We start from the raw sequence: 24782 nt of genomic DNA on the forward strand, positions 1-24782 counted from the left end.
CCTGCTAGATGGCTGTCGACCTGCGGCCCGCAACGGCCGCACCTCGCGCCGCGCCTCACGAGCGGCGCGGTTTTCGCGCCCGGCTCGCCCGGATGGACGTGAAGTACTCGCCGTACCTCTACATCTCGCCGTTCTACCTCCTCTTCCTGGTGTTCGGGCTCTTCCCGCTCGGCTACACGTTCTGGGTCTCGCTGAACCGCTGGGAGATCATCGGCGACCACAAGTTCATCGGCCTGCGCAACTACACGCGGCTGATGACCGACGACCAGTTCTGGAACGCCGTCGTCAACACCCTCGGCATGTTCGTCATCGCCACCGTGCCGCAGTTGATCCTGGCGCTGCTGCTGGCGAACGCGCTCAACCGGCGGCTGCGCTTCCAGACGCTGTTCCGGATGGGCGTGCTGCTGCCGCTCGTGACCTCCGTCGCGGCGGTCGCCATCGTCTTCACCCAGCTGTACGGCCGCGACTACGGCATGGTCAACTGGATCCTGCACTTCTTCGGGGTCCACAAGATCGACTGGCAGGCGAACCGCTGGGGCTCCTGGGTCGCCATCTCGACCATGGTCGACTGGCGGTGGACCGGCTACAACTCGCTCATCTTCCTCGCCGGCATGCAGGCGATCCCGCGTGACCTGTACGAGGCCGCGGCGATCGACGGCGCGTCCCGGCGGCAGCAGTTCTGGCGGATCACCGTGCCGATGCTGCGCCCGACGATCATCTTCACCTCGATCATCTCCACCATTGGGGGCCTGCAACTGTTCACCGAGCCGCTGCTGTTCAACTTCGGTTACATGAACGGCGGCTCGCTGCGGCAGTCGCAGACCGTGGCGATGTACATGTTCGAGAACGCCTTCAACCGCTTCCAGTACGGCTACGGCTCCGCGGTCGCCTGGATGCTCTTCCTGCTGATCCTCGTGTTCTCTCTCGTCAATTTCCTGCTGATCCGCCGCTTCGCCGGAGGTGAGGACAAGTGAAGCACGCCGCCGAACGCTCCCGGCGCGCCGTCGTCCGCGGCTCCCGGCAGGCCGTCGCCGGCTCGGCGCGGCTGTGGCAGGCCAGCCCGCTCACGTACATCGTGCTGATCTTCGCGATCGTCCTGTCCGCGTTCCCGCTGTACTGGATGTTCGTCGTGGCCACCCGGACCAACGCGGTCGTCGGCGCCGTGCCGCCGCCGTTCATCGCCGGTCAGCACCTCGGCGACAACCTGCGCCGCGTCTTCGAGAACGAGCAGGCCCACTTCGCCAAGGCCCTGATCAACTCCGCGATCGCCTCGGCCGTCATCGCCCTGTCGACGGTGTTCTTCGCGTCGCTGGCCGGCTTCGCCTTCGCGAAGCTGCGCTTCAAGGGCCGCAACGCGCTCCTGCTCATCGTCGTCGCCACGATGATGGTGCCGGTGCAGATGGGGCTCATCCCGCTGTACATGATCATGGTGCACCTGCACTGGACCGGCAAGCTCCAGGCGGTGATCGTGCCGTTCCTCGTCACGGGCTTCGGCGTGTTCATGATGCGGCAGTACGCCTCGCAGGCCATCCCCGACGCGCTGATCGAGGCGGCCCGCGTCGACGGCGCGTCGACGTTCCGGATCTTCTGGAGCGTCGTGCTGCCCGCGCTGCGTCCCGCGGCCTCCGTGCTGGCGCTGTTCACCTTCATGCAGCAGTGGAACGAGTTCATCTGGCCACGAGCCGTGCTGAACCCGGACAACCCGACCGTGCAGTACTCCCTGGCGCTGCTGAACAGCGCCTACTTCAACGATTACACGCTGATGTTCGCCGGGACCGTCGTGGCGACCATCCCGCTGTTCATCGTCTTCGTCGTATTCGGCCGCCAGATCATCAGCGGAATCATGGAAGGGGCCGTGAAGGCATGACGATCCAGAAATCACGCGCGGAGACGGAGATCAGGTTCCCCACCGACTTCGTCTGGGGCGCGGCCACCGCGGCGTACCAGATCGAGGGCGCGGCGGACGAGGACGGGCGCGGACCGTCGATCTGGGATACCTTCGCCCACACGCCGGGCAAGGTGCTGGGCGGCGACACCGGTGACGTCGCCACCGACCACTACCACCGGTTCCGTGAGGACGTCGCGCTGATGGCCTCCCTCGGCCTGTCGGCGTACCGGTTCTCGATCTCCTGGTCACGCGTGCTGCCGGACGGCCGCGGACCGGTCAACGCCAAGGGCCTGGACTTCTACCGGCGCCTCGTGGACACCCTCCTCGAGGCCGGCGTCCAGCCCTGGCCGACGCTCTACCACTGGGACCTGCCGCAGGCGCTGGAGGACGCCGGAGGCTGGCCGGAGCGCGACACGGCGTACCGCTTCGCCGAATACGCCCAGCTCCTCTGCGACGCGCTCGGCGACCGGATCGTCAACTGGACGACGATCAACGAGCCGTGGTGCGCGGCGTTCCTCGGGTACGCGTCCGGGGACCACGCGCCGGGCCGCCGCGAGCCGGGGGCGTCCATGCGGGCCGCCCACCACCTGCTGCTCGGCCACGGCCTCGCCGCGCAGTCGCTGCGCGGGGAGGGCCGGAACGTCGGCGCGTCGGTCAACCTGTACGCCGTGTCGCCGGCCAGCGACGCCCCGGAGGACCTCGACGCCGCCCGGCGCATCGACGGGCTGCAGAACCGCCTCTTCCTCGACGCCCTGCTGCGCGGCGAGTACCCCCAGGACGTCATCGCCGACCTGGGCGACTACGCGCCGGACGTACGGGACGGCGACATGGGGATCATCGGCGGGTCGGTCGACCAGCTCGGGATCAACTACTACAACCGCTTCTTCGTCACCGGCAAGGAGGGCGCGGCGCGCGCGATCACCTCGCCGTTCGCCGAGGCCTCGCCGTGGCCGGGCAGCGAGCACGTCGGCTTCGTCCAGGTCGGGCGGCCGGTCACCGCGATGGGCTGGGAGATCGACGAGTCCGGGCTCTCCGAGGTGCTGACGCGCGTGGCGGAGGAGTACCCCTCCGTGCCGCTGTACGTCACGGAGAACGGCGCGGCCTTCGACGACGTCGTCGCGGAGGGCGAGAACGGCGACGGGCCGCGGGTCGACGACCCCGACCGCGTCGCCTACATCGAGGCGCACCTGCGCGCCTGCCACACCGCGATCAGCGCGGGCGTGCCCCTGCGCGGCTATTTCTGCTGGTCACTGATGGACAACTTCGAGTGGGGCTGGGGGTACGCCAAGCGGTTCGGGCTCGTCTACGTCGACTTCCTGACCCAGGCCCGGATCCCCAAGACCAGTGCGCAGTGGTACTCCTCGGTGATCGGGCAAGGCGGGCTCGGCAGAATGAGCCTGTGAACACTGTCGACCGACCATCGCGTCGCCCGCCGTCGCGGGCCCTTCCGGTGCACCGGCTCGCTGCGGGCGAGAGAGCGCTCTCGGCGCCCCGGCCGGAGAGCACGTGACGAGCGGGCGGCGACCGACCCTCGAGGCCGTCGCCGCACGGGCCGGCGTGGGCCGCGGCACCGTCTCCCGGGTGATCAACGGCTCGCCGAAGGTCAGCCCGGAGGCCCGCGAGGCCGTGCTGCGGGCCATCGACGAGCTCGGGTACGTCCCGAACCGCGCGGCCCGCGCCCTGGTCACGCGCCGTACGGACACGGTGGCGCTGTTCGTGTCGGAATCGGAGGAACGCGTCTTCGGCGAGCCGTACTTCGCCGGCATCATCCGCGGGATCAGCGCCGGTCTCGCGGACACCGGGCTGCAGCTGCTGCTGGTGATCGCGCAGTCGGAGGAGGAGCACGCGCGGTTCGAGCGCTACCTCACCGGCCAGCACGTCGACGGCGTCCTGCTGATCTCCCTGCACGGCGGCGACCCGCTGCCGCGTCACCTGGAGGAGAACGGCGTGCCGACCGTGCTCGGCGGCAAGCCCGTCGGCGTGGTCCCGGTGAGCTGCGTGGACGCCGACAACCGCGGTGGCGCCCGGCAGGCCGTCGAGCACCTCATCGGCCTGGGGCGCCGCCGGATCGCCACGATCGGCGGCCCGCAGGACATGCAGGTCGGCGTCGACCGCCTCGACGGGTACCACGACGCCCTCGCCGCCGCCGGGCTCACCGGGCCGGTCGTGCACGGGGACTTCAGCGAGGAGTCCGGCGAACGCGGAATGCTCGAGCTCCTCGCCCGCGAGCCGGCGCTGGACGCCGTCTTCGCGGCGTCGGACCCGATGGCGGTCGGCGCCATGCGGGTGCTCAAGGAGCGCGGAGTCCACATCCCCCGGGAGATCGCGGTCGTCGGGTTCGACGACTCCTCGATCGCGCGGCACACCGACCCGCCCCTCACCTCGGTGCACCAGCCGCTGGAGGCGATGGGCCGGGAGATGGCGCGGCTGCTGGTCGCCCGCATCCGCGGCGAGGAGATCGATCGCCCGGTCGTCATCCTGGACACCCACCTGGTGGCCCGCGCCTCCTCCCTCGGCAACGGAAGATCGGGGGCACACTAGAAACCTCGTGCGAAACGCGGGAGTTGGGGAAGACTGAGCCGATGCAGTCGCTTCTGGCCGGCCGGTACCGCCTCCGCGAGCGGATCGGCCGTGGTGGCATGGCAACCGTCTGGCTGGCCCGGGACGAGGTCCTGGTCCGCAACGTCGCGGTCAAGCTCATCGACCCGGAACTGGCACGGGACCCGGAGTTCCGTAGGAGATTCCGGGACGAGGCGCGCGCGGCGGCCGCCCTGTCCCACCCGCACATCGTCACGGTGCACGACTACGGCGAGTCAGGCGACACGCCGTACATCGTGATGGAGCTGCTCACCGGCTCGACGCTCGCCGACCTGCGCCCGGTCCCCGACGTCGAGCGGGTGATCGGCCAGATCGCCTCCGCGCTGGCCGCCGCGCACGCCGCGCGCATCGTCCACCGGGACATCAAGCCCACCAACGTCTTCGTCACGGCGTCCGGGGTGAAGGTCCTCGACTTCGGCATCGCCGGTGATGCGCGGATGGGCACGCCCGACTACCTGCCGCCCGAGAACGACCTGTCGCCCTCCGCTGACGTTTACTCCCTCGGGATCGTGTGGTTCGAGGCGGTGAAGGGCCGCCGTCCCGGGCCGGGGGAGACCCTCGGCGGCCTGCAGGAACGCTGCGTCGCCCCGTCCGCGCCGGACCGGCCGACCGCGGCCGAGATCGCCAAGGCGCTGGGAGCGGACGCCGAGCCCGTCGCGGGCCCCGACGCCGTCACGCCGCGGAGGACCGTGCGCCCGATCACGCGGGTGCTGACCGCCCCGGCCGTCCAGCGGCGCCGGGTGCCGATCGCCGCCGGCGCCGCCGCCGCGGTCACGGCCGCGGTGATCGCCATCGTGCTGGGCTCCGGCGACGACGGTTCCAGGGCCGCGCTGACCGCCCCGTCCGGCCCCGTGGGTTCCACGGCCTCCCCGTCGCCCGCGCCCGTGACCTCGGGACCCGCCACGCCGAGCGCCACGCCCCCCGGATCGACCTCGGCGGCCCCCGCGGTCCCACCGCCGTCGTCGCCGCACTCGCCGCCGCCGACGGCCCGCGAGGTCCGGGCCCGTACCGCGCCGACCCCGGCAGGCACGGTCGAGGCGCTCACCCGGATGCGGCGCACGGTGGACGAGGGCATGGCCGTCCGGGAGGTCCGGTCCGACGTCGCCGTGGACCTCGACAACATCATCACCGCGCTGACGAACGAGGTCGCCGCCGGGCAGCGCGTCGACCTGCGGCAGCGGTTCACGGACCTCCGCCAGAAGATCATCACCCGCCTGGGCGAAGGCGGCCTGACGCAGAGCCGCGCCGACACGCTGCTGCACGAACTGCCCGCCGTCTGAGCCTTACCCCGTGAGCCGCGCGCCACCCGACCGTCATCCGCGGGCCGTGCGCCGTCTGAGCCTCACCCGGTGAGCCGCGCGCCGATCTCCCGGACGATCGAGACCAGCAGCTCGACGTCGGCCTCGGTGGTCCGCCAGTTCACGATCGCCGGCCGGAGCGCGGTCATCCCGCGATAGACGGTCGTACCGGCGAAGACGCGCCCGTCCGCGAGCAGCTCGGCGCCCAGCCGGGCGTTCAGCGCGTCCAGGTCCGCCACGCCGGGCCGCCGGTAGCGGAAGCAGACGACGCACAGTCCGACCGGCGCGAGCAGCTCCAGGTCCGGGGCCTCCTCGACGAGCCGGCCGAGGTGCGCGGCCAGGTCGAGATGGCGCTCCACCATCGCCCGGTGACCCTCGCGCCCGTACGCGCGCAGCGTCGCCCAGATCGGCAGGGCCCGTGCGCGGCGCGAGGAGTCGGGCCCGAGGAACTGGTAGTTGACGTGCTCGTCACCCTCCCCGGGCAGATAGGGCGCGTCCCACGCCCCGAAGGCCCGGCCCAGAAGCGCCGGGTCCCGTACGAACGCGAACCCGCTCTCGTACGGGACGTTCAGCCACTTGTGGCCGTCACTGATGACGGAGTCGGCCCGGTCGATCCCGCCGACCAGATGCCGCGTGCGCGGTGACACCGCGGCGAACAGCCCGAACGCGCCGTCCACGTGGAGCCACGCGCCATGCCGCTCGGCCAGGTCGGCCATCGCGTCGATCGGGTCGAAGTCGCCGGTGTTGACGTCCCCGGCGTTCGCCACGATCACCGCCGGGCCGCCGGCCTCGGCGAGCGCCCGGTCGAGCGCGGTGAGGTCGACGCGGCCGGCGTCGTCCCGGGCGAACCTCCGCACCGTGTCCCGCCCCAGGCCGAGCATCTGCAGGGCCTTGCGCGTGCTCACGTGGACGTACCCGCTGGAGAAGACCGGCATCGGCGGCAATCCCGCCAGCCCGTCGGCGGTGACGTCCACGCCGTGCCGCTCCGCCCACCAGAACCGCGCCGCCGACAGCGCCGTGAAGTTCGCGGAGGTGGCGCTGGTGGTGAGCACCCCGCCGTAGGACTCGGGGAGCCCGAACAGGTCCTTCAGCCAGCCCAGCACCACCGTCTCGGCCTGGGTGCCGAGGGGCGAGGCAGCCCAGTTGCCCGGATTCTGGTCGAGCAGCGAGGCGATCCAGTCACCGGCGAGCGCGGCGGGCGTGCTGCCGCCGACGACGAAGTGGAAGAACCGCGGCCCGGCCGAGTGGGTGGCCGCGGAGGTACCGATCCGCAGCAGGCGCGCGACACTGTCGACCGTGCCGTCGCCCCGTTCGGGCAACGGACCGCCGAGCCCGCCGAGCAACGCCTCGGAGCCCGGCTCGTTCACCGGCCGCGTCGCCAGGGAGTCCAGGTATGGGACGGCCGCCTCCGCGACCAGTTCGAGGGCCTTCCCGGTCACGTGGGCGTCGTCGAGGGGGTGCGTCATACGGTCAGCGGAACACGCCGGTTCGCCGCGTGTCGATGGCCAATCCCGGGCACCGGCCTCACCCGGCGGCCCCTCAGGCCACCGCGCCCTCGGCCGGCCGTCCCGGGTGAGCACTCGCCCGGCCTGCCGTCCCGGTCGGCCTCCGCGCGGACGCCCTTCCCGGGTCAGCGTTCGCCCGTGCCGTCCAGCGTCAGCAGGGTGTAGGCGGCCATGGTGCAACCGTCGACGATCTCGCCCTCGCGGATCATCCGTTCCAGGTCCCGGCGCGCGACCCAGCGCTGCGTCATCTCCTGCTCCTCGGGGTCGCGATCGGCCGCCTCTCCCGCCGTCAGGCCGGTGGCGAGGAAGACGTCACAGCGCTGGCTGGTGAACCCCGGGCCGATGGCGAACGATCCGATCCGCTTCAGCGTCTCGGCGCGCAGGCCCGTCTCCTGGACGAGTTCGGCGCGCGCCAGCTCCTCCGTGCTCGTCTCCCGGTCGTCCGGCCAGGTGCCCTGCGGGAACTCCAGCGACCGGCAGGAGAGCGTGTAGCGGTACTGCTCGACGAGATGGAACCCGTCGTCCTCCATCGGGATGATCAGCGCCGCCGTGGGCTTGTCCACGACGCCGTAGATGCCGGGGGAGCCGTCCGGATGCCGGATGTCGTCCTCGCGGACCGTCATCCACCGGTTCTGATAGACCACGCGACTGGAGACCTGGATCATGCGGTTCAGCGTGCCACAGGGATCCTCACAGGTCGCGGATCAGGTCGATGGTGGCGGTCTCCTCGGGGTCCTCGCGTTCGGTCTCGAGGAACGCCCGGACGCACTCCACGGCGACGTCCGGGGCGAGACGCTTGAGGCTGAGCGCCAGGACGTTCGCGTCGTTCCACAGGCGGGCGTTCCGCGCGATCCACGGCTCCCAGGCGAGCGCGGCGCGTACGCCGGGGACCTTGTTGGCCGCGATCGACGTGCCGGTGCCGGTCCAGCACATGAGCACGCCGTAGTCGGCCTCGCCGCTCGCCACCGCGCGGCCGGCCTCCCGCGAGAAGTCGGGCCACGAGGGGAGGCCGTCGATGACGCGCAGGTCGGCGACCGTACGCAGGTGCTCGATGACCGCACGGGTGCATTCGTTCTCGTCGTCCGCGCCGAAGACCACCTTCATGCCGCCCACCCTGCCACGTCCGCGGGAGCTCCGGGACGGCCCGGCTCCCGTGGGCTGGTAGACATTGGAGCGTGACCGAGGATCCCCCGTGGGCCATGCAACTCGCCCTGCGCATCGAGAAGGCCGCGCCGCCGTCGCACCTGGCGATCTGCGAGGCGGCCGCCATGGCCGTTGTCCGGTTGCTCACCGATCCGCGTTCGGCGCCGGGCGGGGAGTGGCACGACGCGGTGGCGGCCTGGGAGTCGCGGCGGATCCGCAAGGTGGCGCGACGGGCCCGCGGCGCGCGCTGGGAGGCGCTCGCGGCCCTGCCCGGCGTGCTGGTCGACCATGACGGCGCGCTCGCGCGGGCGTTCGTGCCCGGACCGGTCACGGAGGTGCCGCCGGAGATCTCCAAACTGCAGGTCGGCGGCACCGACCTGCCGCGTGACGAGCCGAAGCCTCCGCCCGAGCCGCCGTACGCCCTGGTGACCCTCGACCCCGGCGTCGCGATGACCACCGGGAAGTCCGCCGCGCAGTCCGGCCACGCGGCCCAGCTGCTGCTGCGCGCCCGTGGCGAGTGGCCGGGCCTGCGGGTCCGGGTCGTGGAGGCGGACGACTGGGCCCGCAGCGTCGCCGAGGCCGACGTGGCGGTGCGGGACGGCGGCTTCACCGAGGTCGCCCCCGGCACGATGACCGCCGTCGCGCGCCTCATCTCTTAGTCTCCGGCCGGCTCCGCCGTCTCGCTCGGCGAGCGGAGGAGCACGAACGCGATCAGACCTCCGACGGCCGAGAGCACGGCCAGGACGACCAGCGACAGGCGGAACCCGGCCGTGAGCGCCGCCTCACGGCTCGGCGGATGCGCGTGGCCGAGCAGCGCGGCGGTGTGACTCGCGGCCAGGGAGACGAAGACCGCCACGCCCAGGGCGACGCCCAGTTGGAACGCCGTCTGACGCAGTGCGGCGGCCATCCCCTGCTCACCGCGCGCGACACCGGTCGAGACCGCGACCGTCGTCGCGACCGCGGCCGTGGTGAACGAGAGCCCGATCACCACGAGCCAGGGCAGCAGGGGCGGATAGTACGGCGCGTGGCCGGGGAGCCGGCTCAGTCCGGCGATCGCCACCGCGGAGATCAGAGGCATCCAGGTCAGCACCCAGCGGACGCCCAGCCGGGTGATCAGCGGGCCCGCCAGGCGAACCCCGGCGATGAGGCCGGCGACGCCGGTCGGCACGAATGCCAGGCCCGCGCGGAGCGGGCTGTAGTGGTGCGCCTGCTGAAGGAAGAGGCTGCACAGCAGGACGACCGCGCCGTTGAGCGCGCCGGTGACCGCCGTGGCGAGGTTCGTGCCGATCAGCCACCTGGAGCGCAGCAGCGACAGGCGGATGAGCGGATCGCGCCGTGACCTCTCGATCAGCACGAAGACCCCGAAAAGGGCGATCGAGGCCACCATGACGCCGAGGAAACCGGCTGATGTCCACCCGTGACCGGACCCGTACGTGGGCGCCCACACCAGCAGGGCGGCAGCGGACGTGACGAGGACGGCGCCGAGGACGTCGGGCGCCCGGCGGCCGCCCGCCGGGGCGATGCCGGGGATCGACCGTACGGTCAGCGCGGCGGCGAGGACCGCGATCGGCACGTTGATGAGGAACACGCTGCGCCACCCCACGGTCTGTGCGAGCACCCCGCCGAGGATCTGCCCGGCGACGAAGCCCAGTGACGTGGCGGCGCCGAAGACCCCCAGTGCCCGGTTGCGCGCGGCGCCTTCGGGAAACGTCGTGGTCAGCAGCGCCAGAGCCGAGGGCGCCAGGAGCGCGGCGCTGGCACCCTGTGCGACGCGGGCGACGACCAGGAACGCCGGGGAGATCGCCAGACCGCAGGCCAGGGAGGTCACGCCGAAGGCGAGCAGGCCGGTGACGAAGATCCGGCGGTGGCCGAACAGGTCGCAGAGCCGGCCTCCCAGGATCAGCAGGCCGCCGAAGGCGGTGGCGTACGCGGTGATCACCGCCTCGGCGCCGAGGGCGGTGAAGCCCAGCGAGCTCTGGATGGTCGGCAGCGCCACGTTGATGATCGACGAGTCGAGGATCACCATGAACTGGGCCGTCACCATGAGCGCGAGCGCGAGACCCGGGCTCCCCTCACGGGGAGGGGTGGCCCGCGCTGGAGCGGTGCCTGGAAGGCGCGGCGGGATCTTCTCCTCGTAGGTGCTCACCGTGCGTCCACGTCCCGGGGGTAGTCCGGAGGGGGTGGGAGCGGGCGGCCCTCGCGAAGGGCCTCGACCACCTGCACCGCCTCGGCGGGCCGGTACTCCTCGCCGTACACGGCGCCCGCGCGGCGCGGTGCCTCCATCGGCGCGGCGTCGGCGAGACCGCCGAGGTCCGCGGGCGCGAACCCGGCATCGGTGATCAGGCCGGCGACGACCGTCTTCGCGTCAGGGTCGTCGCCGCAGTGGAAGAGCACGACCCGCTGCCGTGCCGGTCGTCCGGCCTCGGAAGCCTGGAAACCGGCGGTCAACGTGTTGAAGGCCTTGACGAGGCGGGCACCCGGCATGCGCCGCGCGTTGAACTGTGCCGCCGTGAGCCCCCCGGGCAGCGTCTGGATCCCGCCAGGTCCGAAGTGGTTGGTCGTGTCGATGACGATCTTGTCCTGGAGGGGCCCGGCGTGCTCGAGCACGCCGGGAATCGACGTCCACGGCACCGACAGCATCAGGACGTCCCCGAACTCGACGGCGTCGCGTACATCGCCGCTTCGTGCCCGAGGTCCTAAGGCCGCGGCCTTCTCGCGCAGGCGCACCGGGGCACGGCTGAAGGAGAGGAACACGTCATGGCCTGCGGCGGCGAACAGTCTCGCGGCGTTGCCGCCGATCCGGCCGGCGCCGATGACACCGATCTTCATTCGGCCTCCACTTGGGGGAAAGGCTTGGGCCAAAGCTTTCTGGGCGAGCGTACACTATCGCCATGTCAGAACCCCTTCCGGCGACGCACGGCCCGCACGACTCGGTGGACCGGCTGCTGGCGGGCTGGGCGGAGGTGCGACCCGACCTCGATCTCTCGCCCGTGGCGATCGTCGCGCGGCTCGGACGGCTCCGCCAGATCTTCGACACCGAGCTCGCGGCCACCTACTCCGAGTACGGTCTCAACGGCGCGGACTTCTACGCGCTCGTGACGCTGCGCCGCCTCGATCGGCCCGGCGGCGTCTCCCAGCGCCGGTTGATGCGGGAGCTGAACCTCAGCTCCGGCACCGTCAGCGTCCGCGTGGAGCGCCTGGTGGAGCGGGGGCTCGTCACCCGGTCACCGGACACGAGAGACCGGCGTAACAGCCTGGTCAGGCTCACCGATGCGGGCCGGACGCTCTTCGAGCGCGTCACTCCGGCGCACGTCGCCACCGAGAACCGCCTCCTCGCCGCGCTCGGCGAGGACGAGCGGGACGTGCTCGCCGCACTCCTGCGCCGGCTCCTCATCTCCTTCGAGGGCTGGACGACCGACGAGACGTTCCCTCGCCTCGGGCTGACCCTCGCCCCCGCCCATGTCACGGTGAAGATCCGCGGCAGCGTCGGGCTGCCCGAGACCCTCGGGCTCCTCGTGCGCGCGGTCGAGCCGGAGAGCCGCGCCGACCACGCCGGCCTCAGGACCGGGGACGTTCTCGTCCACGCCGACGGCCGGCCGCTGCGGTCGGTCACCACGCTGTACACGGCCGTCAGCCGTGGCCGTGACGCCGGGAAGCTGACGCTCTCGGTCGTACGCGGGGCCGATGCCGAGTTCGAGGCGGTCCTGGATCTGCATCCCGGATCCACCGACGAGCGGCCGCCGGGCCGCGCCATCGGCGGCGAGGCGACCTATCTCGTCTGACCGGCCCTGGACGCGCGGTCCTCAGGCGGCGGCCTTCTCCGGCTCCTCCTGGGCGGACAGCGGGGCCGCGACCTCCTCCAGCGAGCGGCTCGCCGCCTCGACCCCGACGAAGATCTCCACGATGCCCGCGGCGATCATCAGGACCGCGCCCAGCAGGTAGCCGTCGCTCACGGCCGACTCCTTGCCGGTGTCGACCAGCTTCCCGAACAGGGCCGGGCCGATGATGCCGCCCACCGCCGTGCCGACCGCGTAGAACGAGGCGATCGCCATGGCGCGGGTCTCCATCGGGAAGATCTCCGAGCCGGTCAGGTACGCGGAGCTGGCGCCCGCCGAGGCGAAGAAGAACACGATCACCCAGCAGATCGTCAGCGTCGTCGCGGACAGATGCCCGCCGCGGAAGAGCAGCGCCGTGCCGATCAGCAGTACGCCGGAGACGATGTAGGTCCCGGAGATCATGATCTTGCGGCCGAGGCGGTCGAACAGCCGGCTCAGGACGAACGCGCCGAAGAAGTTGCCCAGCCCGATCGGCACGAGGTACCAGCCGGTCCGGTCGTCGGGCACCTTGAAGAACTTCGACAGCACCAGCGCGTACGTGAAGAAGACGGCGTTGTAGAGGAACGCCTGGCCGATGAACAGGGCCAGCCCCAGGACGGTCCGCCGGGGGTACAGCTTCACGGCCGTCCGGACGATCTCCCCGAAGCCCACCGTCCGCCGCTGCCGGATCTCGATGCTCTCGTCGGGCTCGTCGAGCTTCTTGCCACTCTCCTCCGAGACGGTCCGCTCGATGTCGCGGACGATTCTCTCGGCCTCGTCGTCCCGGCCGTGGATGAACAGCCAGCGCGGGCTCTCCGGCACCATCCGCCGTACGAACAGGATGCCCACGCCCAGCAGCGCGCCGATCCCGAACAGCAGCCGCCAGCCCACGTCCTTCGGCAGCACCGAGGCGTTGAGCACGGGCACGGACATGAGCGCGGCGAACGTCGTTCCCAGCCAGAACGAGCCGTTGACCACCACGTCGACGGTGCCGCGCAGCCGCGCGGGGATCAATTCGTCGACGGCCGAATTCACCGCGGCGTACTCTCCGCCGATCCCGGTTCCGGTGATGATCCGGCAGGCGTAGAACCAGATCGGATTGAACGAGAAGGCGGTCGCCACGGTGGCCAGTAGATAGACCCCGAGCGTTATCAGGAACAGTTTCTTGCGCCCGAACCGGTCCGTCAGATAGCCGAAGAACAAGGCGCCGGCGCAGGCCCCCGCGACGTAACAGGCGGCCCCGAGGCCGACCTGGGAGTCGGTAAGCCCGAGGCCGCCGGCCTTGTCCGTCAGCCGCGGCCCGATGACGCCCACCACGTTCACCTCGAGGCCGTCGAGGATCCAAACGGTCCCCAGCCCGAGGAGGATCAGCCAATGCCAGCGTGCCCAGGGAAGTCGATCGAGCCGTGCCGGGATCTTGGTCTCGATCGTTCTGCCGTTTTTCATGCCGGGCTTTCTCCCCTATAGAGCGACTTTATGCATATCTGTGCCGCGACCAGCGCCGATGCGGTTCCGGATTAGGCCGAGCCGGGCCGGGTAGCGCTTTGACATGCGCATCGTGGTTACCGGAGCGACCGGAAATGTCGGGACAAGCGTGGTCGAGGCGCTCGGCCGGGATCCGGGTGTCGACTCGGTCCTGGGGCTGGCCCGGCGCGAACCCGACTGGACGGCTCCGAAGACCGAATGGTCGGCCGCCGACGTCGCGACGGCCGACCTCGTGCCCCTCTTCCGTGGCGCCGACGCGGTCGTCCACCTGGCGTGGGCGTTCCATCCGACCCATGACTCCGCGGCGACCTGGCGGACCAACGTCATCGGGAGCACGCGCGTCTTCGACGCCGTCGCTTCGGCGGGCGTCCCCGCGCTGGTGTACGCATCGTCGGTGGGGGCGTACTCCCCGGGCCCCAAGGACCGCGCCGTCGACGAGTCCTGGCCCACGCACGGCTGGCCCGGCGCCTCCTACACGCGGGAGAAGGCCTACCTCGAGCGCGTGCTGGACGCCTTCGAGGGCGCCCACCCGGACCGCCGGGTCGTACGCCTGCGGCCGGGGTTCATCTTCAAGCGGGAGGCCGCGCAGGAACAGCGCCGGATCTTCGGCGGTCCGCTGGTGCCGAACGTCTCGGCCGGGCTGCTGCCGGTCCTGCCCGACATCCCGGGCCTGCGCTTCCAGACGGTGCACACCACCGACGTCGCCGAGGCGTACCGCCTGGCGGTGCTGGGCGACGCGCGCGGGCCGTTCAACATCGCCGCCGACCCCGTCGTGGGCACCGAGGAGCTGGCCGACCTGCTCGGCGCCCGGCGCGTCCGGGTCCCGGCCACGGTCGTACGCGGAGTGATCTGGGCGGGCTGGCAGCTCAACCTGGTGCCGGCCTCACCCGGCCTGTTCGACGCCGTGATCCGGCTACCGATCATGGACACCGGCCGGGCGCGCCGTGACCTCGGCTGGACGCCGGAGCATTCGTCGCTGGACGCGCTGCGCGAGTTCCTCACGGGTCTGCGCGAGGGCGCGGGCTTCTCGACGCCGCCCCTGACGTCACACCCGCGCGGCGGCCGGCTCCGCGAACTCCTGACCAGCCGCCGCTGACGGCGCCGCCGTCGGGGGGCCGGTGGCGTCACCGCTCCAGTGCTGGCGCGGGCGGCCGCCAGTCAGGCCGGACCTGGTGCCGCCGCCGTGGGCGGGCCGGTGGCGTCACCGCCCCGGTGCGGCCGGGTCGGCGGCGCGGGCGGCGGACAGTTCCTCGATGAGACGGCCGAGCGCGGCCGGGGGAGCGGCCGCGCGGTCCCGGGCGGCCCGCCGGCCCTCCTCGGACAGGCACCAGATCCAGGCCGCGTCGAACTCCCGGGCGCCCGCGCTCGCGGGCAGCACCGGCCACTCCCAGACGCCGGCCTGCGCCGACACCTTGCCGCCGCCGTCGACCGGATCGATGGCGAGCGCCGGCACCCCGGCGCGCAGGGCGAGGACCAGCCCGTGCAGCCGGGTGGTCACCACGACGTCGAGCCGCCGCACCACCGCGACGAACTGGCCCGCGGTGGAGCACAGCCGCCAGTCGCGCGGATCGAGCCGGGTATCGAGGGGGAGGGCCGCGCAGTCGCGCTCGCCGAGCCAGCCGGTCAGCCGCGCGGCGACGTCGTCATGGCGGCGGCGGGCGCCGTACTCTCCCTGCCCCAGCGCCAGGACGACCCCGGCGACCGGCGGGGCGCCCTCCGGTACCCCCGCCAGGTCGCGACCCGGCTCGCCCAGCCCGTCGCGCGCCAGCACGCGGTGGAAGCCGGTGACGGCGGGATCGGCCGGATCGATCACCGACACGCCGACCGCGACCCGGTGGCAGTGCGGAAATCGCTCGTGCAGGTTCCGGACCTGCTCGCCGTGGACCGGCCCGCACACGAAGACGAGGTGCGTGTAACGCGCCGGCTCGGTCTCCTCCAGCGACATCGCGCCGGGCCGGAACACCGGACTCCACGCCTCGTCGTACGGGATGCCGGCCCGCGCCAGCGCGGCGGCCGCGGTGTCCAGGGCCAGGGCGTCCCCGGCCGTCACCTCACCATCGATGAAGCTGAACCAGCCGGTCATCAGTACGCGCATGAGTCACCCCTGCCCCGCCGACCCGGGTTCGGAACCGGCCGTGCGTTCCCGCGCTGTGCGGTGGCCGGCGTGCCGAACACCCGGTGATCGCGAGCGTGGTCCGGCATCGGAAGGCTCAGATCACCGGCCTGCGACGGCTTTCGCCGCGCGATCCGTATTCCGGAGGGCGGAGGAATCGGAGCAATGACAGCTGACTTTCAGTAAGCCGTCGCTATAGTCGCGTATGTGTCGTTCATCTCGCATTTGTACTTCGGTGAGCTCGGAGAATGGTGCGCCGAACGAATGACCGGGACCGGCGAGGTCGCCCAGCGGCTGACGGCGGAGACCAAGGGACAGCCCGCGGTACGGCCGGCCGGGCGGGTCGGGAGACGACACTGGGCCCAGGTGGACCGGGCATTCGCGGTGCGGATGGCCACGCTGGTGCAGTCCGCCCCACCGTATTCGGCGCTGTACGGACTCGTGCGGATCGGCGTCGCGGGCCGGGACTGGGCGCACCGGCAGGCCGGGCGGTATCCGACGCATATTCGCCTCGGCGCGGCCGAACGCCAGAGGGCGCTCGATCTGCGGCCGACGTTCACCGGATGGATGGACGTCGCGGCCGAGCACGGCATTAACGCCTATGTGGCAGCGGACGGATCCGCGCAATACGCGAGATTCGCCTATTCCACGGCCGAGCCCGCGCTCGATGACCTGTTCGACCGGATACGCGCGTACTTCGCGACGCCGTAGGCGGCCTTCCCGCCTATGGCGCGGCCGGTAGGGACATGATCCGCATCGCTCCGGCCGCCGACATCCGCATTCCGGCCGTCAGCCGTTCCGGTCGAACATCGTCTCGTCGGCGTTCGGCTCCGCGTCGTCCGACGGCTCGGCGCCGCGCGGGCGCATGGGCGTGTCGCGTGAGTCGAGGGGCATGTCGCTCCTCGTCAGCCCGCTGTCGTCCGTGCCCCGATTCTCGGCGGCGGACGTCTCGCCATCGGACTCGTTCTCGGCCATCCGGAGGTCCCGCCGGGTGACGTCGCTCGGAATCCGGGTGCCGTCCCGGCGCGTGACGTCGCTCTCCGGAACCTCCGCCTTCGGGACTTGGGTCTTCGGACGGGCGTCGCTCTCCGGGGCCTTCGCCTTGGGGCGGGCGTCGTCCGATTCGCCGGCGTGCTCGCCGTCGGCGCCTGGCCTGCGCACCCTGAGGTCCCGGCGGGTGACGTCGCCGCTCGGTGGCCTCGAGACCGGCTTCGGCGCGGGGGCCACCTCCGCCCGGGTCGCGGAGGGGTCCGCCGCCGGGCGGGCGGCCGGGGGATCCTGCGGCGACACGCGAGTGGCCGGGGCGTCCTGCGGCGGTGCCGGGGTGGCCGGGCGTTCCGGCGGTGACGCGAGGGTCGCCGAGGGGTGCGGCGGCGGCGCGAAGGCGAACGCAGGGTCCTTCGCCGGCGCGACGGTGGCCGAAGGGGCCGGCGGCGCATCCGGGGTCGCGGGGGAGGCCGGCGCCGGGGTCAGGGGCGCGAGCGCGAGGTGCGCGGAGGAGAGCGCCGCGTCCGGGTCGCCCGGAGCGGCGGAGGCGCGCGTGGCCGCGCTCCACCGGTAGGTCACCGCCAGCAGCCCGGCGAAGACCAGCAGGAACGCCCCGTGCTCGACGAGCCGGGACGTGTCACCGGCGACGCCGGCCACGATGGCCAGCGCCAGGGACTCCACCGACCACCCGGCGAGGCCGACCAGCAGCCACACGTCGCGGCGGCGGCTCACGGCCAGGATCGCCGCGACGGTGAGCAGCAGCTCACCGGCGGCGGACGCGCCCAGCAGGGCCGTCACCGTGCCGTCGCCGGCGCCGAGCAGCCGGGCGGCGTCCCGGTGGCGACCGGACCAGTCGAGCAGCGAAGCGATCCGGGTGGCGCCGAAGACGATCAGGAATACGGCCACCGGGTAGTGCAGGCGGTGCCAGCCGGCCTTCTTGGCCGGTGACCGTGATCCCGCGTCGAGTTCCATGTATGCCCCTCTTCCTCTACCGCCGTCTATGACGTGCGCGCGGCCCGTGGAGTTGGCGGCACGGCGGAATATCCCGGCGAAACGTTTCTACTGCGAGCATGCCGGTCGGGATGGGAAACCTGCCACCGGAACGGACCTTCCTCACCCCCTGCAGGTTTACGTTCGGCAAGTTCATGCGTGTTCGGTGCTGCGCATTGCGCGCCGCCGTGCCGCGTGGGAATGCTGACCCTCGGTCGGGACGGATCCGTTCCAGGAGGGGTGATCCCAGCGTGTCGAATGAGACCGCCGCCTTAGCGCGGACACGCATCCAATATCTCGAACGCCTCGGCGACGAGCTCCGCGGGCGGGGCTTCGCCGTACGGCTGACGGTTCCACGGGTCGGACCACCGAGCCTGCATGTGGTGAACCCACAGGTGTCGGTTCTCGCCGAGCACATTCTCGCCGAGAACTCCGACGACGGCTGGTGGTACTGGTGGTCGTGGGCCGAGCGGATCGCACGCGTCGATGATCTCGACGATGCCGTCGAACGCGTACTGCGGGTGCTCGCGACAACGGGCGAGCACGACTGAGGAGTGACGGTGCTGGAGGCGACCCACGGCCTCCAGCGCCGGCCGTTCAGGCTCGGGGCAGGCCGAGGGTGCGCTCGGCGATGATGTTCCGCTGGATCTCGCTGGACCCGGCGTAGATGGTGTCGGCGCGGCTGAAGAGATAGAGCCGCTGCAGGTCCGAGAGCTCGTACGGTCCGGCCTCCGCGATCAGGGCCTCGTCGCCGAGGGCCGTCACGGCCAGCTCGCCGAGCCGCCGGTGCCACTCCGACCAGTACAGCTTGGCGATCGACACCTCCGGGCCGGGTTCGCCGGCCGCGAGGGACGACATGGTGCGCAGCGCGTTGAGCCGCATGATCTCCAGCTCGATCCACGACTGCACGAGCCGGTCGCGGAACACCGGGTCCCGGGCCGCGCCGGTGCGCCGGGCCGCCGCGACGACCTGCTCGAACTCCCGGCGGAAGCCGATCTGCTGGCCGAGCGTCGAGGCGCCGCGCTCGTACCCGAGCGTGGCGAGGGCGATGCGCCAGCCGTCGCCGGGAGCGCCGAGGATGTTGGCCGCGTCCGTGCGGGCGCCGTCGAAGAAGACCTCGTTGAACTCGCTGGTCCCGGTGAGCTGGACGATCGGGCGTACCTCCACACCCGGCCGGCGCATCGGCACGAGCAGGTACGACAGGCCGTGGTGGCGCTTCGAACCCGGCTCCGTACGGCAGAGGACGAAGCACCAGTCCGCCAGGTGCGCGAGGGAGGTCCAGACCTTCTGGCCGGTGATCACCCACTCGCCGCCGCGCAGTTCCGCGCGGGTCTGCACGTTGGCCAGGTCGGAGCCGGCCTCGGGTTCGGAGTAGCCCTGGCACCACAACGCGTCGCCGTACCGGATCGGCGGCAGGAACCGGCGGCGCTGCTCCTCGGTGCCGAACTCGATGATCGTAGGGCCGATCAGTCCCTCGCCGATGTGGCCGACGCGGTGCGGGGCGTTCGCGCGGGCGTACTCCTCGTGGAAGACGACCTGCTGCTCCAGAGTCGCGTCGCGCCCGCCATACGCCCCGGGCCAGCCGAGACAGGTCCAGCCCGCCTCGCCGAGCCGTCGTTCCCAGGCGCGGCGCAGGTCGAAGCCCTCATGCTCGCGGCCGGGCCCGCCGAGCCCGCGGGCGTCGGCGAACTCGCCGGTCAGGTTCGCCTCGAGCCAGCTGCGGACCTCGGTGCGGAAGCCGGTGTCCATCAGCCCTCGAAGCGGCCGTAGGCACCCTTGTAGAAGACGAGCGGATCACCGTCGTGGTGCTTGTCGAGATGGTGCACCTGGGCGACGACGATGACGTGGTCGCCGGCGACGTACTCCGCCTCGACGGAGCACTCCAGCCAGGCGAGCGCGCCGTGGATGACGGGGCTGCCGCCGGGCGATTCGGTCCACTCCAGGCCGGCGAACTTGTCCACGCCCTTCGTGGCCAGCTGCAGGCAGACCTCGCGCTGCGGCGCGGAGAGGATGTTGACACAGTGCCGGTCGGCGTCCCGGAGCCGGGGCCAGGTGGAGCTGGTGTGGGCGACGCAGAAGGAGACGAGCGGCGGGTCCAGCGACACGGAGGTGAACGAGTTGGCGGCCAGGCCGGTGGGCAGGCCGGTCTCGGGGTCGATGGCGGTGATGGCGACCACACCGGTGGCGAACCGGCCGAGGATGGTGCGAAAGCGCATCTTGTCGATGTCGGCGACCTGCTCGGTCGTTGCCGGACGGGCTGCTCCGTTGGCCGGGGCGGGCGCGCGCCGTGGCGTGTTCTGGCCGGAGGATCGTGCGGCCGGACCCCGGGGGATCGGCGTGGCGGCGGTCGCGCCGTCGGGCATGACCGGATCCTTTCTCTTAGCCAAGCGCTTGCTTGGACGATAGGCGGCGGCCTCGCGGAGTGTCAAGTTGACCCGCCACCGCCCCTGCTCCACGTCAATCAGTAAAGCGCCGCCACAACCCCCACATTCCGGGCGGACCCTGAAATCCGCCCAAAGTCCTAGGTCCTCGCCTCCGGAGGGCCGAACCGGGCGTTGCCCCTGGATCGGTCGGTGACCTGCGGATTCATCCCCTGATCATTGACATCCCGGCCGGGTGGCCTCTACCGTCCAAGAGACTTGACCGAGCGCTTGGTGGGTATGGAAGGCGGCGCATGGGGTTGCGGGATCGGGCGGCGATCGCCGGGGTCGGGTACACGCCGTTCAGCAAGGACTCCGGCGTCTCCACGCTCACCCTCGCCATCGACGCGATCCTCGCGGCGCTCGACGACGCCGGGCTGAACGTCGACGACGTCGACGCGCTGGCCACCCACCGCGTCGGCGACTCGACGCCGCCCTGGGTGGTGGCCCCCGCGCTCGGCATCCCCGAGGTGAGCTGGTACCTCGACCAGTTCGGCGGGGGCAGCGTCTCGCACGCGGTGATCGGGCAGGCGGCCATGGCGGTGGCCACGGGCGTCGCCCGCACGGTCGTCTGCTACCGCGCGATCAACGCGCGCTCGGAGTTCCGCATGGGCGGCACCGGGCGCGGCGTCGCACCGGTGTTCGACGCGCAGTACCAGGCGCCGTACGGCTACTTTGCGCCGCCGCAGCAGTTCGCCATGTTCACGCGGGCGCACATGATCAAGTACGGGACGACACACGAGCAGCTCGGCTCCATCGCGGTCGGTCAGCGCGCCAACGCCGCGAAGAACCCGCGGGCCCTCAAGCGCGACCCGATCACGATCGAGGACTACCTGGCCTCGCGGTGGATCGCCGAGCCTCTCCGCCTGCTCGACTGTTGCCTGGAGACGGACGGCGCCTGCGCGGTCGTCGTCACCTCCGCCGAGCGCGCCCGTGACCTCGCCGCCCCGCCGGTCCTGATCTCCGGCGCCGTCTGGGGCGGCGGCGACAGCTTCCTCTCCGGTCAGGGCGGCGACTTCACCGTCTCGGAGGCGGCGCGGATCGCGCCCCGGCTGTACGCCATGGCGGGCGCCGGCCCGGAGGACATCGACGTCGCCGAGCTGTACGACTGCTTCACCTACTCGGTCCTCGTCCAGCTGGAGGACTACGGGTTCTGCGCCAAGGGGGAGGGCGGCCCGTACGCCGCCTCCGGCGCGATCGGGCCGGACGGGGCGCTGCCGGTCAACACCCATGGCGGCTTCCTCTCGGAGGGGTACGTGCACGGCATCAACCACGTCGCCGAGGCCGTCGCGCAGTTGCGCGGCACCGCCGGCGACCGCCAGGTGAGCGGCGCCGAGGTGGCGCTGTCCACGGCCCAGCCCGGTTACGTCCTCGCCGGCACCTCGGCGCTGATCCTGCGGGCCGATCGATGAGCCTGGGCGAGCGGCCGAGGCCGCAGGTCGATCGCGACTCCGCGCCGTGGTGGGAGGCGGTACGCCGGCACGAGCTGCTCGTCCAGGAGTGCGGCGACTGCGGGACGCTCCGCTTCCCGCCCCGGGCGATCTGCGGCCGCTGCCGGTCCCGGCGGAGCGATTGGGCGCCGGTCCGGGGGACGGGCCGCGTCGCGAGCTGGATCGTGAACCACCAGGTCTTCATGCGCGCCTTCGCGGACGAGGTGCCGTACGCCGTGCTGCACGTGCGGCTCGACGAGGCCGACGACCTGTTCATGTACGGCGACCTGGCGGGCGCGGACCCGGCCGACGTGACGCCGGACATGCCGGTCCGGGCGGTCTTCACGGACATCGACGACGATCTGACGCTCGTACGCTGGCGGCCCCGCTGAGGCGTATTCGCCACGCCGACGCGAGGCTTTTCGCCGGGTCAGTGTGTCGCATTGAGGCTGATCCGGTATTTTCGTCAACGGCCTGTGCCACCGCACGCCTCCCAGCTCGCAGGCGTCAGCCGACCGCGATGCGCTTCATATCGCCCCGCTTCCCCGTAGCCCAGGAGGCTGCTTGTTCTTCGGCATCATCCTCGCGTTGATCGCGACGGTCCTGTACAACGCCGGCTTCGTCCTGGAGAAGCGGGCGTTGCGCGACCTGCCTCCGATCAGCGCGCACCGGGTGGGCCACCTCGTCCGTGTCCTGTGCGGCAGCCGGGCCTGGGTGACCGGCTTCCTCGTCATGGGAATGGGGCTGCTCTGCCAGCTCGGTGTGATGTCGCTGGTCCCGCTCAGCGTGGGGCAGCCGATCCAGCTCGCCGGCCTCGCGCTCCTGGTGGTGTTCTCCGCGGTGTTCCTCGGCGAGCGCACCACGCCCCGCGAGTGGACCGGGCTCGGCGTGCTCGCGCTGTCGCTGCTGCTGGTCTGCCTGTCGATGGAGCCCACCCGCCTGGGCCTGCGCGCGGACACGGGCGTGCTGCTCGCCGTCTCGGCCGGTACGGTCGTCGTCGCCATGGGCGCGTTCCTCGCCGCGATGCGCTCGGGACGGCGCACCGGCCGGCCGGTGCCCGGGGTGTTGTACGGCGCCGCAGCCGGCCTGCTGTACGGCGCCGGCGCGCTGCAGACCAAGGGTGTCGCCGGTTTCCTCGCCGACCACGCGGGCGGGATCGTCGGCCGCACGCTCGCCTCGCCCTATCCGTACCTGTACGTCCTGATGTCGGGCGCGGGTCTGGTGCTGTTCCAGACCGGCCTGCAGCGGGGCCGCGCCTCGATCGTGGTGCCCGTCTCCAGCGTCGTCGGCAGCGTGTACACCGTCATGGCCGGCACGGCGGTCTTCGGCGAGCCCCTGCCGGAGGATCCCGTACGCCTCGTGCTGCGGTCGGCCGGGTTCGCGGCCTCGATCGTCGTCGTCGTGCTGATGCCCCGGCACGATGAGGAGCCCGTCGAGGTGCTCGGCGCCCCGGCCCTCGTGACCTCCGACCAGGCGGGCTGAGACCTCAGCGGGTCCGGGCGCGCAGCGCCCGCTTGTCGACCTTGCCGTTGGCGTTCGCGGGCAGGGTGTCGACGAGCGTGACGCGCCGGGGGACCTTGTAGTTCGCCATGTGCTCGCGCGCCCAGGCGACGATCTCGGCAGGTTCCACGGGCGCCGAGGGGACCACGAACGCCCACCCGACCTCGCCCAGCGTCTCGTCGGGCACCGCCACGACCGCGGCCTGGGCGACCGCCGGGTGGTGCAGGAGCAGCGCCTCGATCTCCGCCGGGTACGCGTTGAACCCCCCGACGATGAACATGTCCTTCTTCCGGTCGACGATCGCCAGGTCGCCCCGCGCGTCGAGCGCGCCGACGTCTCCGGTGTGCAGCCACCCGTCGGCGTCCACGGCCTCGGCCGTGCGCACGGGGTCGTCCCAGTACCCGCGCATCACGCCGTACCCGCCGACGAGGATCTCGCCGCGCTCGCCGGCCGGCAGGTCCTTCCCGTCGTCGTCCACGACCCGGACCGTCACGCCCGGCACCGGACGCCCCGTGGTGGCGGCGATCACCTCGACCGGGTCCTCGGCGCGGGTCATCGAGACGACGGTGCCCTCCATCAGCCCGTACGCGTTGATCATCCGGTCCAGTCCGACCCGTTCGATCAGCCGCCGGATCAGCTCCGGCGGCACCGCCGCCGCCCCGCAGATCGCGACCCGCAGCGAGGACACGTCGCGGCCGTCGACCTCCTCCAGGATGCGGTGGAACAGCGTCGGAGGCCCCGCCAGCACGCTGACCCGCTCCCGTTCGATGAGGTCCAGCAGCGCGTCCGGCGCGAACACCGAGATCGGCATCATCGTCGCCCGCTTCAGCACGCAGGCCAGGAGCCCGGCGTTGATCCCGAACCCGTGGGAGAACGGCGCGATGATCGGGTAGCGGTCGCCCGCGCGCAGCGTGACGATCGACGCCCAGTCCCAGTAGCCGCGCAGCAGCTGCGCGTGATGCAGCATGACGCCCTTCGGCCTGCCGGTCGTGCCGGACGTGGCCATGATCTCGCCGAGGTCGTCCGGGCCGACCGCCAGCGCGCGGTCCTCGGCGCCCGTGACGCGCTCACCGCCCGCGAGCAGGTCCTCGTACGCGAGCACGGGCGGGGGCGCGCCGGTCCCGGGGAGCGTGACGACGTGCCGCAGCTCCGGCAGGTCGCCGTACGGCCGCCCGCCGACCGGCCCGCCGCAGATCTCCTCCAGCGCGCCGACGTAGGAGAACCCGAGGAACCCCTCGTCGACGAACAGGACCCGCGCGCCGGTCCGGCGCAGCAGGGCGGCGGCCTCGATCCCGCGGAACCGGGTCGACAGCGGCGTGACGATCGCCCCGGCGTCCCAGACGCCGTACGCGATGACCGCCCAGGCGGCGGAGTTCGGCGCCCACACGGCGACGCGGTCGCCCGGCTCGACGCCGAGGGCGATCAGCCCGCGGGCCACCCGCGCGGCCTCTTCCCGGAGCGTCCGCAGCGTCAGCGTCGTGCCGCCGTCCACGACCACGACGTCGCCGGGATGGCGTGCCGCCTGGTCGCGCAGCATCCGCGGGATCGTTCCCCAGTCCGGCACCGGTTCCATGACACACGCTCCGCTCCTGTGGGGTGGGGAACGGCCT

24 protein-coding genes are annotated in these 24782 nt (G+C 72.1%); 13 read left to right on the top strand and 11 right to left on the bottom strand.

Annotated features, from left to right (window positions below; translation table 11 throughout):
* Nucleotides 1-8 precede the first annotated feature (8 nt).
* The 5 genes from NE234_RS02790 (at nucleotide 9) to NE234_RS02810 (ending at nucleotide 5766) form a co-directional block, all read left to right on the top strand.
* Nucleotides 9-974: a carbohydrate ABC transporter permease gene (locus NE234_RS02790; RefSeq protein ID WP_252776607.1), complete on the top strand. Its 966-nt coding sequence runs from the start codon at nucleotides 9-11 to the stop codon at nucleotides 972-974.
* Entirely contained in the window at nucleotides 971-1867 is an 897-nt protein-coding gene (locus tag NE234_RS02795; RefSeq protein ID WP_252776610.1) for a carbohydrate ABC transporter permease, read from the top strand. Before NE234_RS02790 ends, NE234_RS02795 begins: the two co-directional genes overlap by 4 nt.
* A complete protein-coding gene (locus tag NE234_RS02800) occupies nucleotides 1864-3291 on the top strand; it encodes a GH1 family beta-glucosidase (RefSeq protein ID WP_252776612.1) in 1428 nt (475 codons plus the stop codon). The genes NE234_RS02795 and NE234_RS02800 overlap by 4 nt, the downstream gene beginning before the upstream one ends.
* A 103-nt stretch (nucleotides 3292-3394) precedes the next feature.
* A complete protein-coding gene (locus tag NE234_RS02805; protein WP_252776614.1) occupies nucleotides 3395-4429 on the top strand; it encodes a LacI family DNA-binding transcriptional regulator in 1035 nt (344 codons plus the stop codon).
* A gap of 41 nt (nucleotides 4430-4470) precedes the next feature.
* Nucleotides 4471-5766, top strand: coding sequence for a serine/threonine-protein kinase (locus NE234_RS02810; protein WP_252776616.1), 1296 nt, complete (start codon nucleotides 4471-4473; stop codon nucleotides 5764-5766).
* 62 nt (nucleotides 5767-5828) lie between these two features.
* On the opposite strand, the gene NE234_RS02815 is transcribed toward NE234_RS02810, so the two are convergent.
* From NE234_RS02815 to NE234_RS02825, 3 genes are all read right to left on the bottom strand, one after another.
* The gene (locus tag NE234_RS02815) at nucleotides 5829-7250 is read right to left on the bottom strand and encodes a pyridoxal phosphate-dependent decarboxylase family protein (protein WP_252776618.1); all 1422 of its coding nucleotides are present in this window, start codon (nucleotides 7248-7250) and stop codon (nucleotides 5829-5831) included.
* Nucleotides 7251-7414: 164 nt separating this feature from the next.
* Nucleotides 7415-7954, bottom strand: coding sequence for an NUDIX domain-containing protein (locus tag NE234_RS02820; protein WP_252776619.1), 540 nt, complete (start codon nucleotides 7952-7954; stop codon nucleotides 7415-7417).
* 25 nt (nucleotides 7955-7979) lie between these two features.
* Nucleotides 7980-8393 carry an RpiB/LacA/LacB family sugar-phosphate isomerase gene (locus tag NE234_RS02825; protein ID WP_252776621.1) on the bottom strand — a complete coding sequence of 138 codons (414 nt, stop codon included), beginning with the start codon at nucleotides 8391-8393 and terminating at the stop codon, nucleotides 7980-7982.
* A 71-nt stretch (nucleotides 8394-8464) separates the two neighbouring features.
* On the opposite strand from NE234_RS02825, the gene NE234_RS02830 reads away from it, so the two are divergent.
* Nucleotides 8465-9091 carry a hypothetical protein gene (locus NE234_RS02830; RefSeq protein ID WP_252776622.1) on the top strand — a complete coding sequence of 209 codons (627 nt, stop codon included), beginning with the start codon at nucleotides 8465-8467 and terminating at the stop codon, nucleotides 9089-9091.
* Here the strand turns inward: NE234_RS02830 and NE234_RS02835 are convergent.
* On the bottom strand, nucleotides 9088-10578 hold the full coding sequence (locus NE234_RS02835; protein ID WP_252776623.1) for an MFS transporter: 1491 nt from the start codon (nucleotides 10576-10578) through the stop codon (nucleotides 9088-9090). The two genes, NE234_RS02830 and NE234_RS02835, sit on opposite strands and share 4 nt — an antisense overlap.
* A complete protein-coding gene (locus NE234_RS02840; protein ID WP_252776625.1) occupies nucleotides 10575-11261 on the bottom strand; it encodes an NADPH-dependent F420 reductase in 687 nt (228 codons plus the stop codon). The genes NE234_RS02835 and NE234_RS02840 overlap by 4 nt, the downstream gene beginning before the upstream one ends.
* 62 nt (nucleotides 11262-11323) lie before the next feature.
* On the opposite strand from NE234_RS02840, the gene NE234_RS02845 reads away from it, so the two are divergent.
* Nucleotides 11324-12214, top strand: a complete 891-nt coding sequence (locus NE234_RS02845) for a MarR family transcriptional regulator (RefSeq protein WP_252776627.1) — start codon at nucleotides 11324-11326, stop codon at nucleotides 12212-12214.
* Nucleotides 12215-12235: 21 nt separating this feature from the next.
* On the opposite strand, the gene NE234_RS02850 is transcribed toward NE234_RS02845, so the two are convergent.
* Nucleotides 12236-13693 (bottom strand): MFS transporter, encoded by a 1458-nt coding sequence (locus NE234_RS02850; protein ID WP_252776628.1) that lies wholly within the window; start codon nucleotides 13691-13693, stop codon nucleotides 12236-12238.
* Between the two features lie 103 nt (nucleotides 13694-13796).
* On the opposite strand from NE234_RS02850, the gene NE234_RS02855 reads away from it, so the two are divergent.
* On the top strand, nucleotides 13797-14828 hold the full coding sequence (locus NE234_RS02855) for an SDR family oxidoreductase (protein WP_252776630.1): 1032 nt from the start codon (nucleotides 13797-13799) through the stop codon (nucleotides 14826-14828).
* Nucleotides 14829-14933: 105 nt separating this feature from the next.
* Here the strand turns inward: NE234_RS02855 and NE234_RS02860 are convergent, their stop codons facing one another.
* Nucleotides 14934-15827: a polysaccharide pyruvyl transferase family protein gene (locus NE234_RS02860; protein ID WP_252776631.1), complete on the bottom strand. Its 894-nt coding sequence runs from the start codon at nucleotides 15825-15827 to the stop codon at nucleotides 14934-14936.
* Nucleotides 15828-16052: 225 nt separating this feature from the next.
* On the opposite strand from NE234_RS02860, the gene NE234_RS02865 reads away from it, so the two are divergent.
* Nucleotides 16053-16556, top strand: a complete 504-nt coding sequence (locus tag NE234_RS02865) for a hypothetical protein (protein WP_252776634.1) — start codon at nucleotides 16053-16055, stop codon at nucleotides 16554-16556.
* A 78-nt stretch (nucleotides 16557-16634) separates the two neighbouring features.
* Here the strand turns inward: NE234_RS02865 and NE234_RS02870 are convergent, their stop codons facing one another.
* Entirely contained in the window at nucleotides 16635-17804 is a 1170-nt protein-coding gene (locus NE234_RS02870; RefSeq protein WP_252776636.1) for a hypothetical protein, read from the bottom strand.
* A 269-nt stretch (nucleotides 17805-18073) separates the two neighbouring features.
* Between NE234_RS02870 and NE234_RS02875 the strand changes: the two genes are divergently transcribed.
* A complete protein-coding gene (locus tag NE234_RS02875) occupies nucleotides 18074-18373 on the top strand; it encodes a hypothetical protein (protein WP_252776638.1) in 300 nt (99 codons plus the stop codon).
* Between the two features lie 46 nt (nucleotides 18374-18419).
* Here NE234_RS02875 and NE234_RS02880 read toward each other — a convergent pair whose 3' ends face one another.
* Together NE234_RS02880 and NE234_RS02885 are read right to left on the bottom strand one after the other, a co-directional pair.
* Nucleotides 18420-19571, bottom strand: coding sequence for an acyl-CoA dehydrogenase family protein (locus NE234_RS02880; protein ID WP_252776641.1), 1152 nt, complete (start codon nucleotides 19569-19571; stop codon nucleotides 18420-18422).
* Nucleotides 19571-20185, bottom strand: coding sequence for a flavin reductase family protein (locus tag NE234_RS02885; RefSeq protein WP_406566925.1), 615 nt, complete (start codon nucleotides 20183-20185; stop codon nucleotides 19571-19573). The genes NE234_RS02880 and NE234_RS02885 overlap by 1 nt, the downstream gene beginning before the upstream one ends.
* Nucleotides 20186-20496: 311 nt before the next feature.
* Here NE234_RS02885 and NE234_RS02890 point away from each other — a divergent pair, with 311 nt between their 5' ends.
* The 3 genes from NE234_RS02890 (at nucleotide 20497) to NE234_RS02900 (ending at nucleotide 23154) form a co-directional block, all read left to right on the top strand.
* Nucleotides 20497-21654 (top strand): thiolase C-terminal domain-containing protein, encoded by a 1158-nt coding sequence (locus NE234_RS02890; protein ID WP_252776643.1) that lies wholly within the window; start codon nucleotides 20497-20499, stop codon nucleotides 21652-21654.
* Entirely contained in the window at nucleotides 21651-22064 is a 414-nt protein-coding gene (locus tag NE234_RS02895) for a Zn-ribbon domain-containing OB-fold protein (protein WP_252776645.1), read from the top strand. Before NE234_RS02890 ends, NE234_RS02895 begins: the two co-directional genes overlap by 4 nt.
* A 172-nt stretch (nucleotides 22065-22236) precedes the next feature.
* Nucleotides 22237-23154, top strand: coding sequence for a DMT family protein (locus NE234_RS02900; RefSeq protein ID WP_252776647.1), 918 nt, complete (start codon nucleotides 22237-22239; stop codon nucleotides 23152-23154).
* Nucleotides 23155-23158: 4 nt separating this feature from the next.
* Here NE234_RS02900 and NE234_RS02905 read toward each other — a convergent pair whose 3' ends face one another.
* Entirely contained in the window at nucleotides 23159-24745 is a 1587-nt protein-coding gene (locus NE234_RS02905; protein ID WP_252776649.1) for an AMP-binding protein, read from the bottom strand.
* Nucleotides 24746-24782 lie beyond the last annotated feature (37 nt).

It is taken from the genome of Actinoallomurus rhizosphaericola (assembly GCF_024055675.1).
GTDB classification, from domain to species: domain Bacteria; phylum Actinomycetota; class Actinomycetes; order Streptosporangiales; family Streptosporangiaceae; genus Actinoallomurus; species Actinoallomurus soli.

What these genes read in the sequence shown, in the direction of transcription:
- NE234_RS02790 (WP_252776607.1), top strand. Translation starts at nt 9, where the DNA reads ATGGCTGTCGACCTGCGGCCCGCAACGGCCGCACCTCGCGCCGCGCCT.
- NE234_RS02800 (WP_252776612.1), top strand. Translation starts at nt 1,864, where the DNA reads ATGACGATCCAGAAATCACGCGCGGAGACGGAGATCAGGTTCCCCACC.
- NE234_RS02810 (WP_252776616.1), top strand. Translation starts at nt 4,471, where the DNA reads ATGCAGTCGCTTCTGGCCGGCCGGTACCGCCTCCGCGAGCGGATCGGC.
- NE234_RS02815 (WP_252776618.1), bottom strand. Translation starts at nt 7,250, where the DNA reads ATGACGCACCCCCTCGACGACGCCCACGTGACCGGGAAGGCCCTCGAA.
- NE234_RS02820 (WP_252776619.1), bottom strand. Translation starts at nt 7,954, where the DNA reads ATGATCCAGGTCTCCAGTCGCGTGGTCTATCAGAACCGGTGGATGACG.
- NE234_RS02825 (WP_252776621.1), bottom strand. Translation starts at nt 8,393, where the DNA reads ATGAAGGTGGTCTTCGGCGCGGACGACGAGAACGAATGCACCCGTGCG.
- NE234_RS02840 (WP_252776625.1), bottom strand. Translation starts at nt 11,261, where the DNA reads ATGAAGATCGGTGTCATCGGCGCCGGCCGGATCGGCGGCAACGCCGCG.
- NE234_RS02845 (WP_252776627.1), top strand. Translation starts at nt 11,324, where the DNA reads ATGTCAGAACCCCTTCCGGCGACGCACGGCCCGCACGACTCGGTGGAC.
- NE234_RS02850 (WP_252776628.1), bottom strand. Translation starts at nt 13,693, where the DNA reads ATGAAAAACGGCAGAACGATCGAGACCAAGATCCCGGCACGGCTCGAT.
- NE234_RS02855 (WP_252776630.1), top strand. Translation starts at nt 13,797, where the DNA reads ATGCGCATCGTGGTTACCGGAGCGACCGGAAATGTCGGGACAAGCGTG.
- NE234_RS02860 (WP_252776631.1), bottom strand. Translation starts at nt 15,827, where the DNA reads ATGCGCGTACTGATGACCGGCTGGTTCAGCTTCATCGATGGTGAGGTG.
- NE234_RS02870 (WP_252776636.1), bottom strand. Translation starts at nt 17,804, where the DNA reads ATGGAACTCGACGCGGGATCACGGTCACCGGCCAAGAAGGCCGGCTGG.
- NE234_RS02880 (WP_252776641.1), bottom strand. Translation starts at nt 19,571, where the DNA reads ATGGACACCGGCTTCCGCACCGAGGTCCGCAGCTGGCTCGAGGCGAAC.
- NE234_RS02885 (WP_406566925.1), bottom strand. Translation starts at nt 20,185, where the DNA reads ATGCCCGACGGCGCGACCGCCGCCACGCCGATCCCCCGGGGTCCGGCC.
- NE234_RS02890 (WP_252776643.1), top strand. Translation starts at nt 20,497, where the DNA reads ATGGGGTTGCGGGATCGGGCGGCGATCGCCGGGGTCGGGTACACGCCG.
- NE234_RS02895 (WP_252776645.1), top strand. Translation starts at nt 21,651, where the DNA reads ATGAGCCTGGGCGAGCGGCCGAGGCCGCAGGTCGATCGCGACTCCGCG.
- NE234_RS02905 (WP_252776649.1), bottom strand. Translation starts at nt 24,745, where the DNA reads ATGGAACCGGTGCCGGACTGGGGAACGATCCCGCGGATGCTGCGCGAC.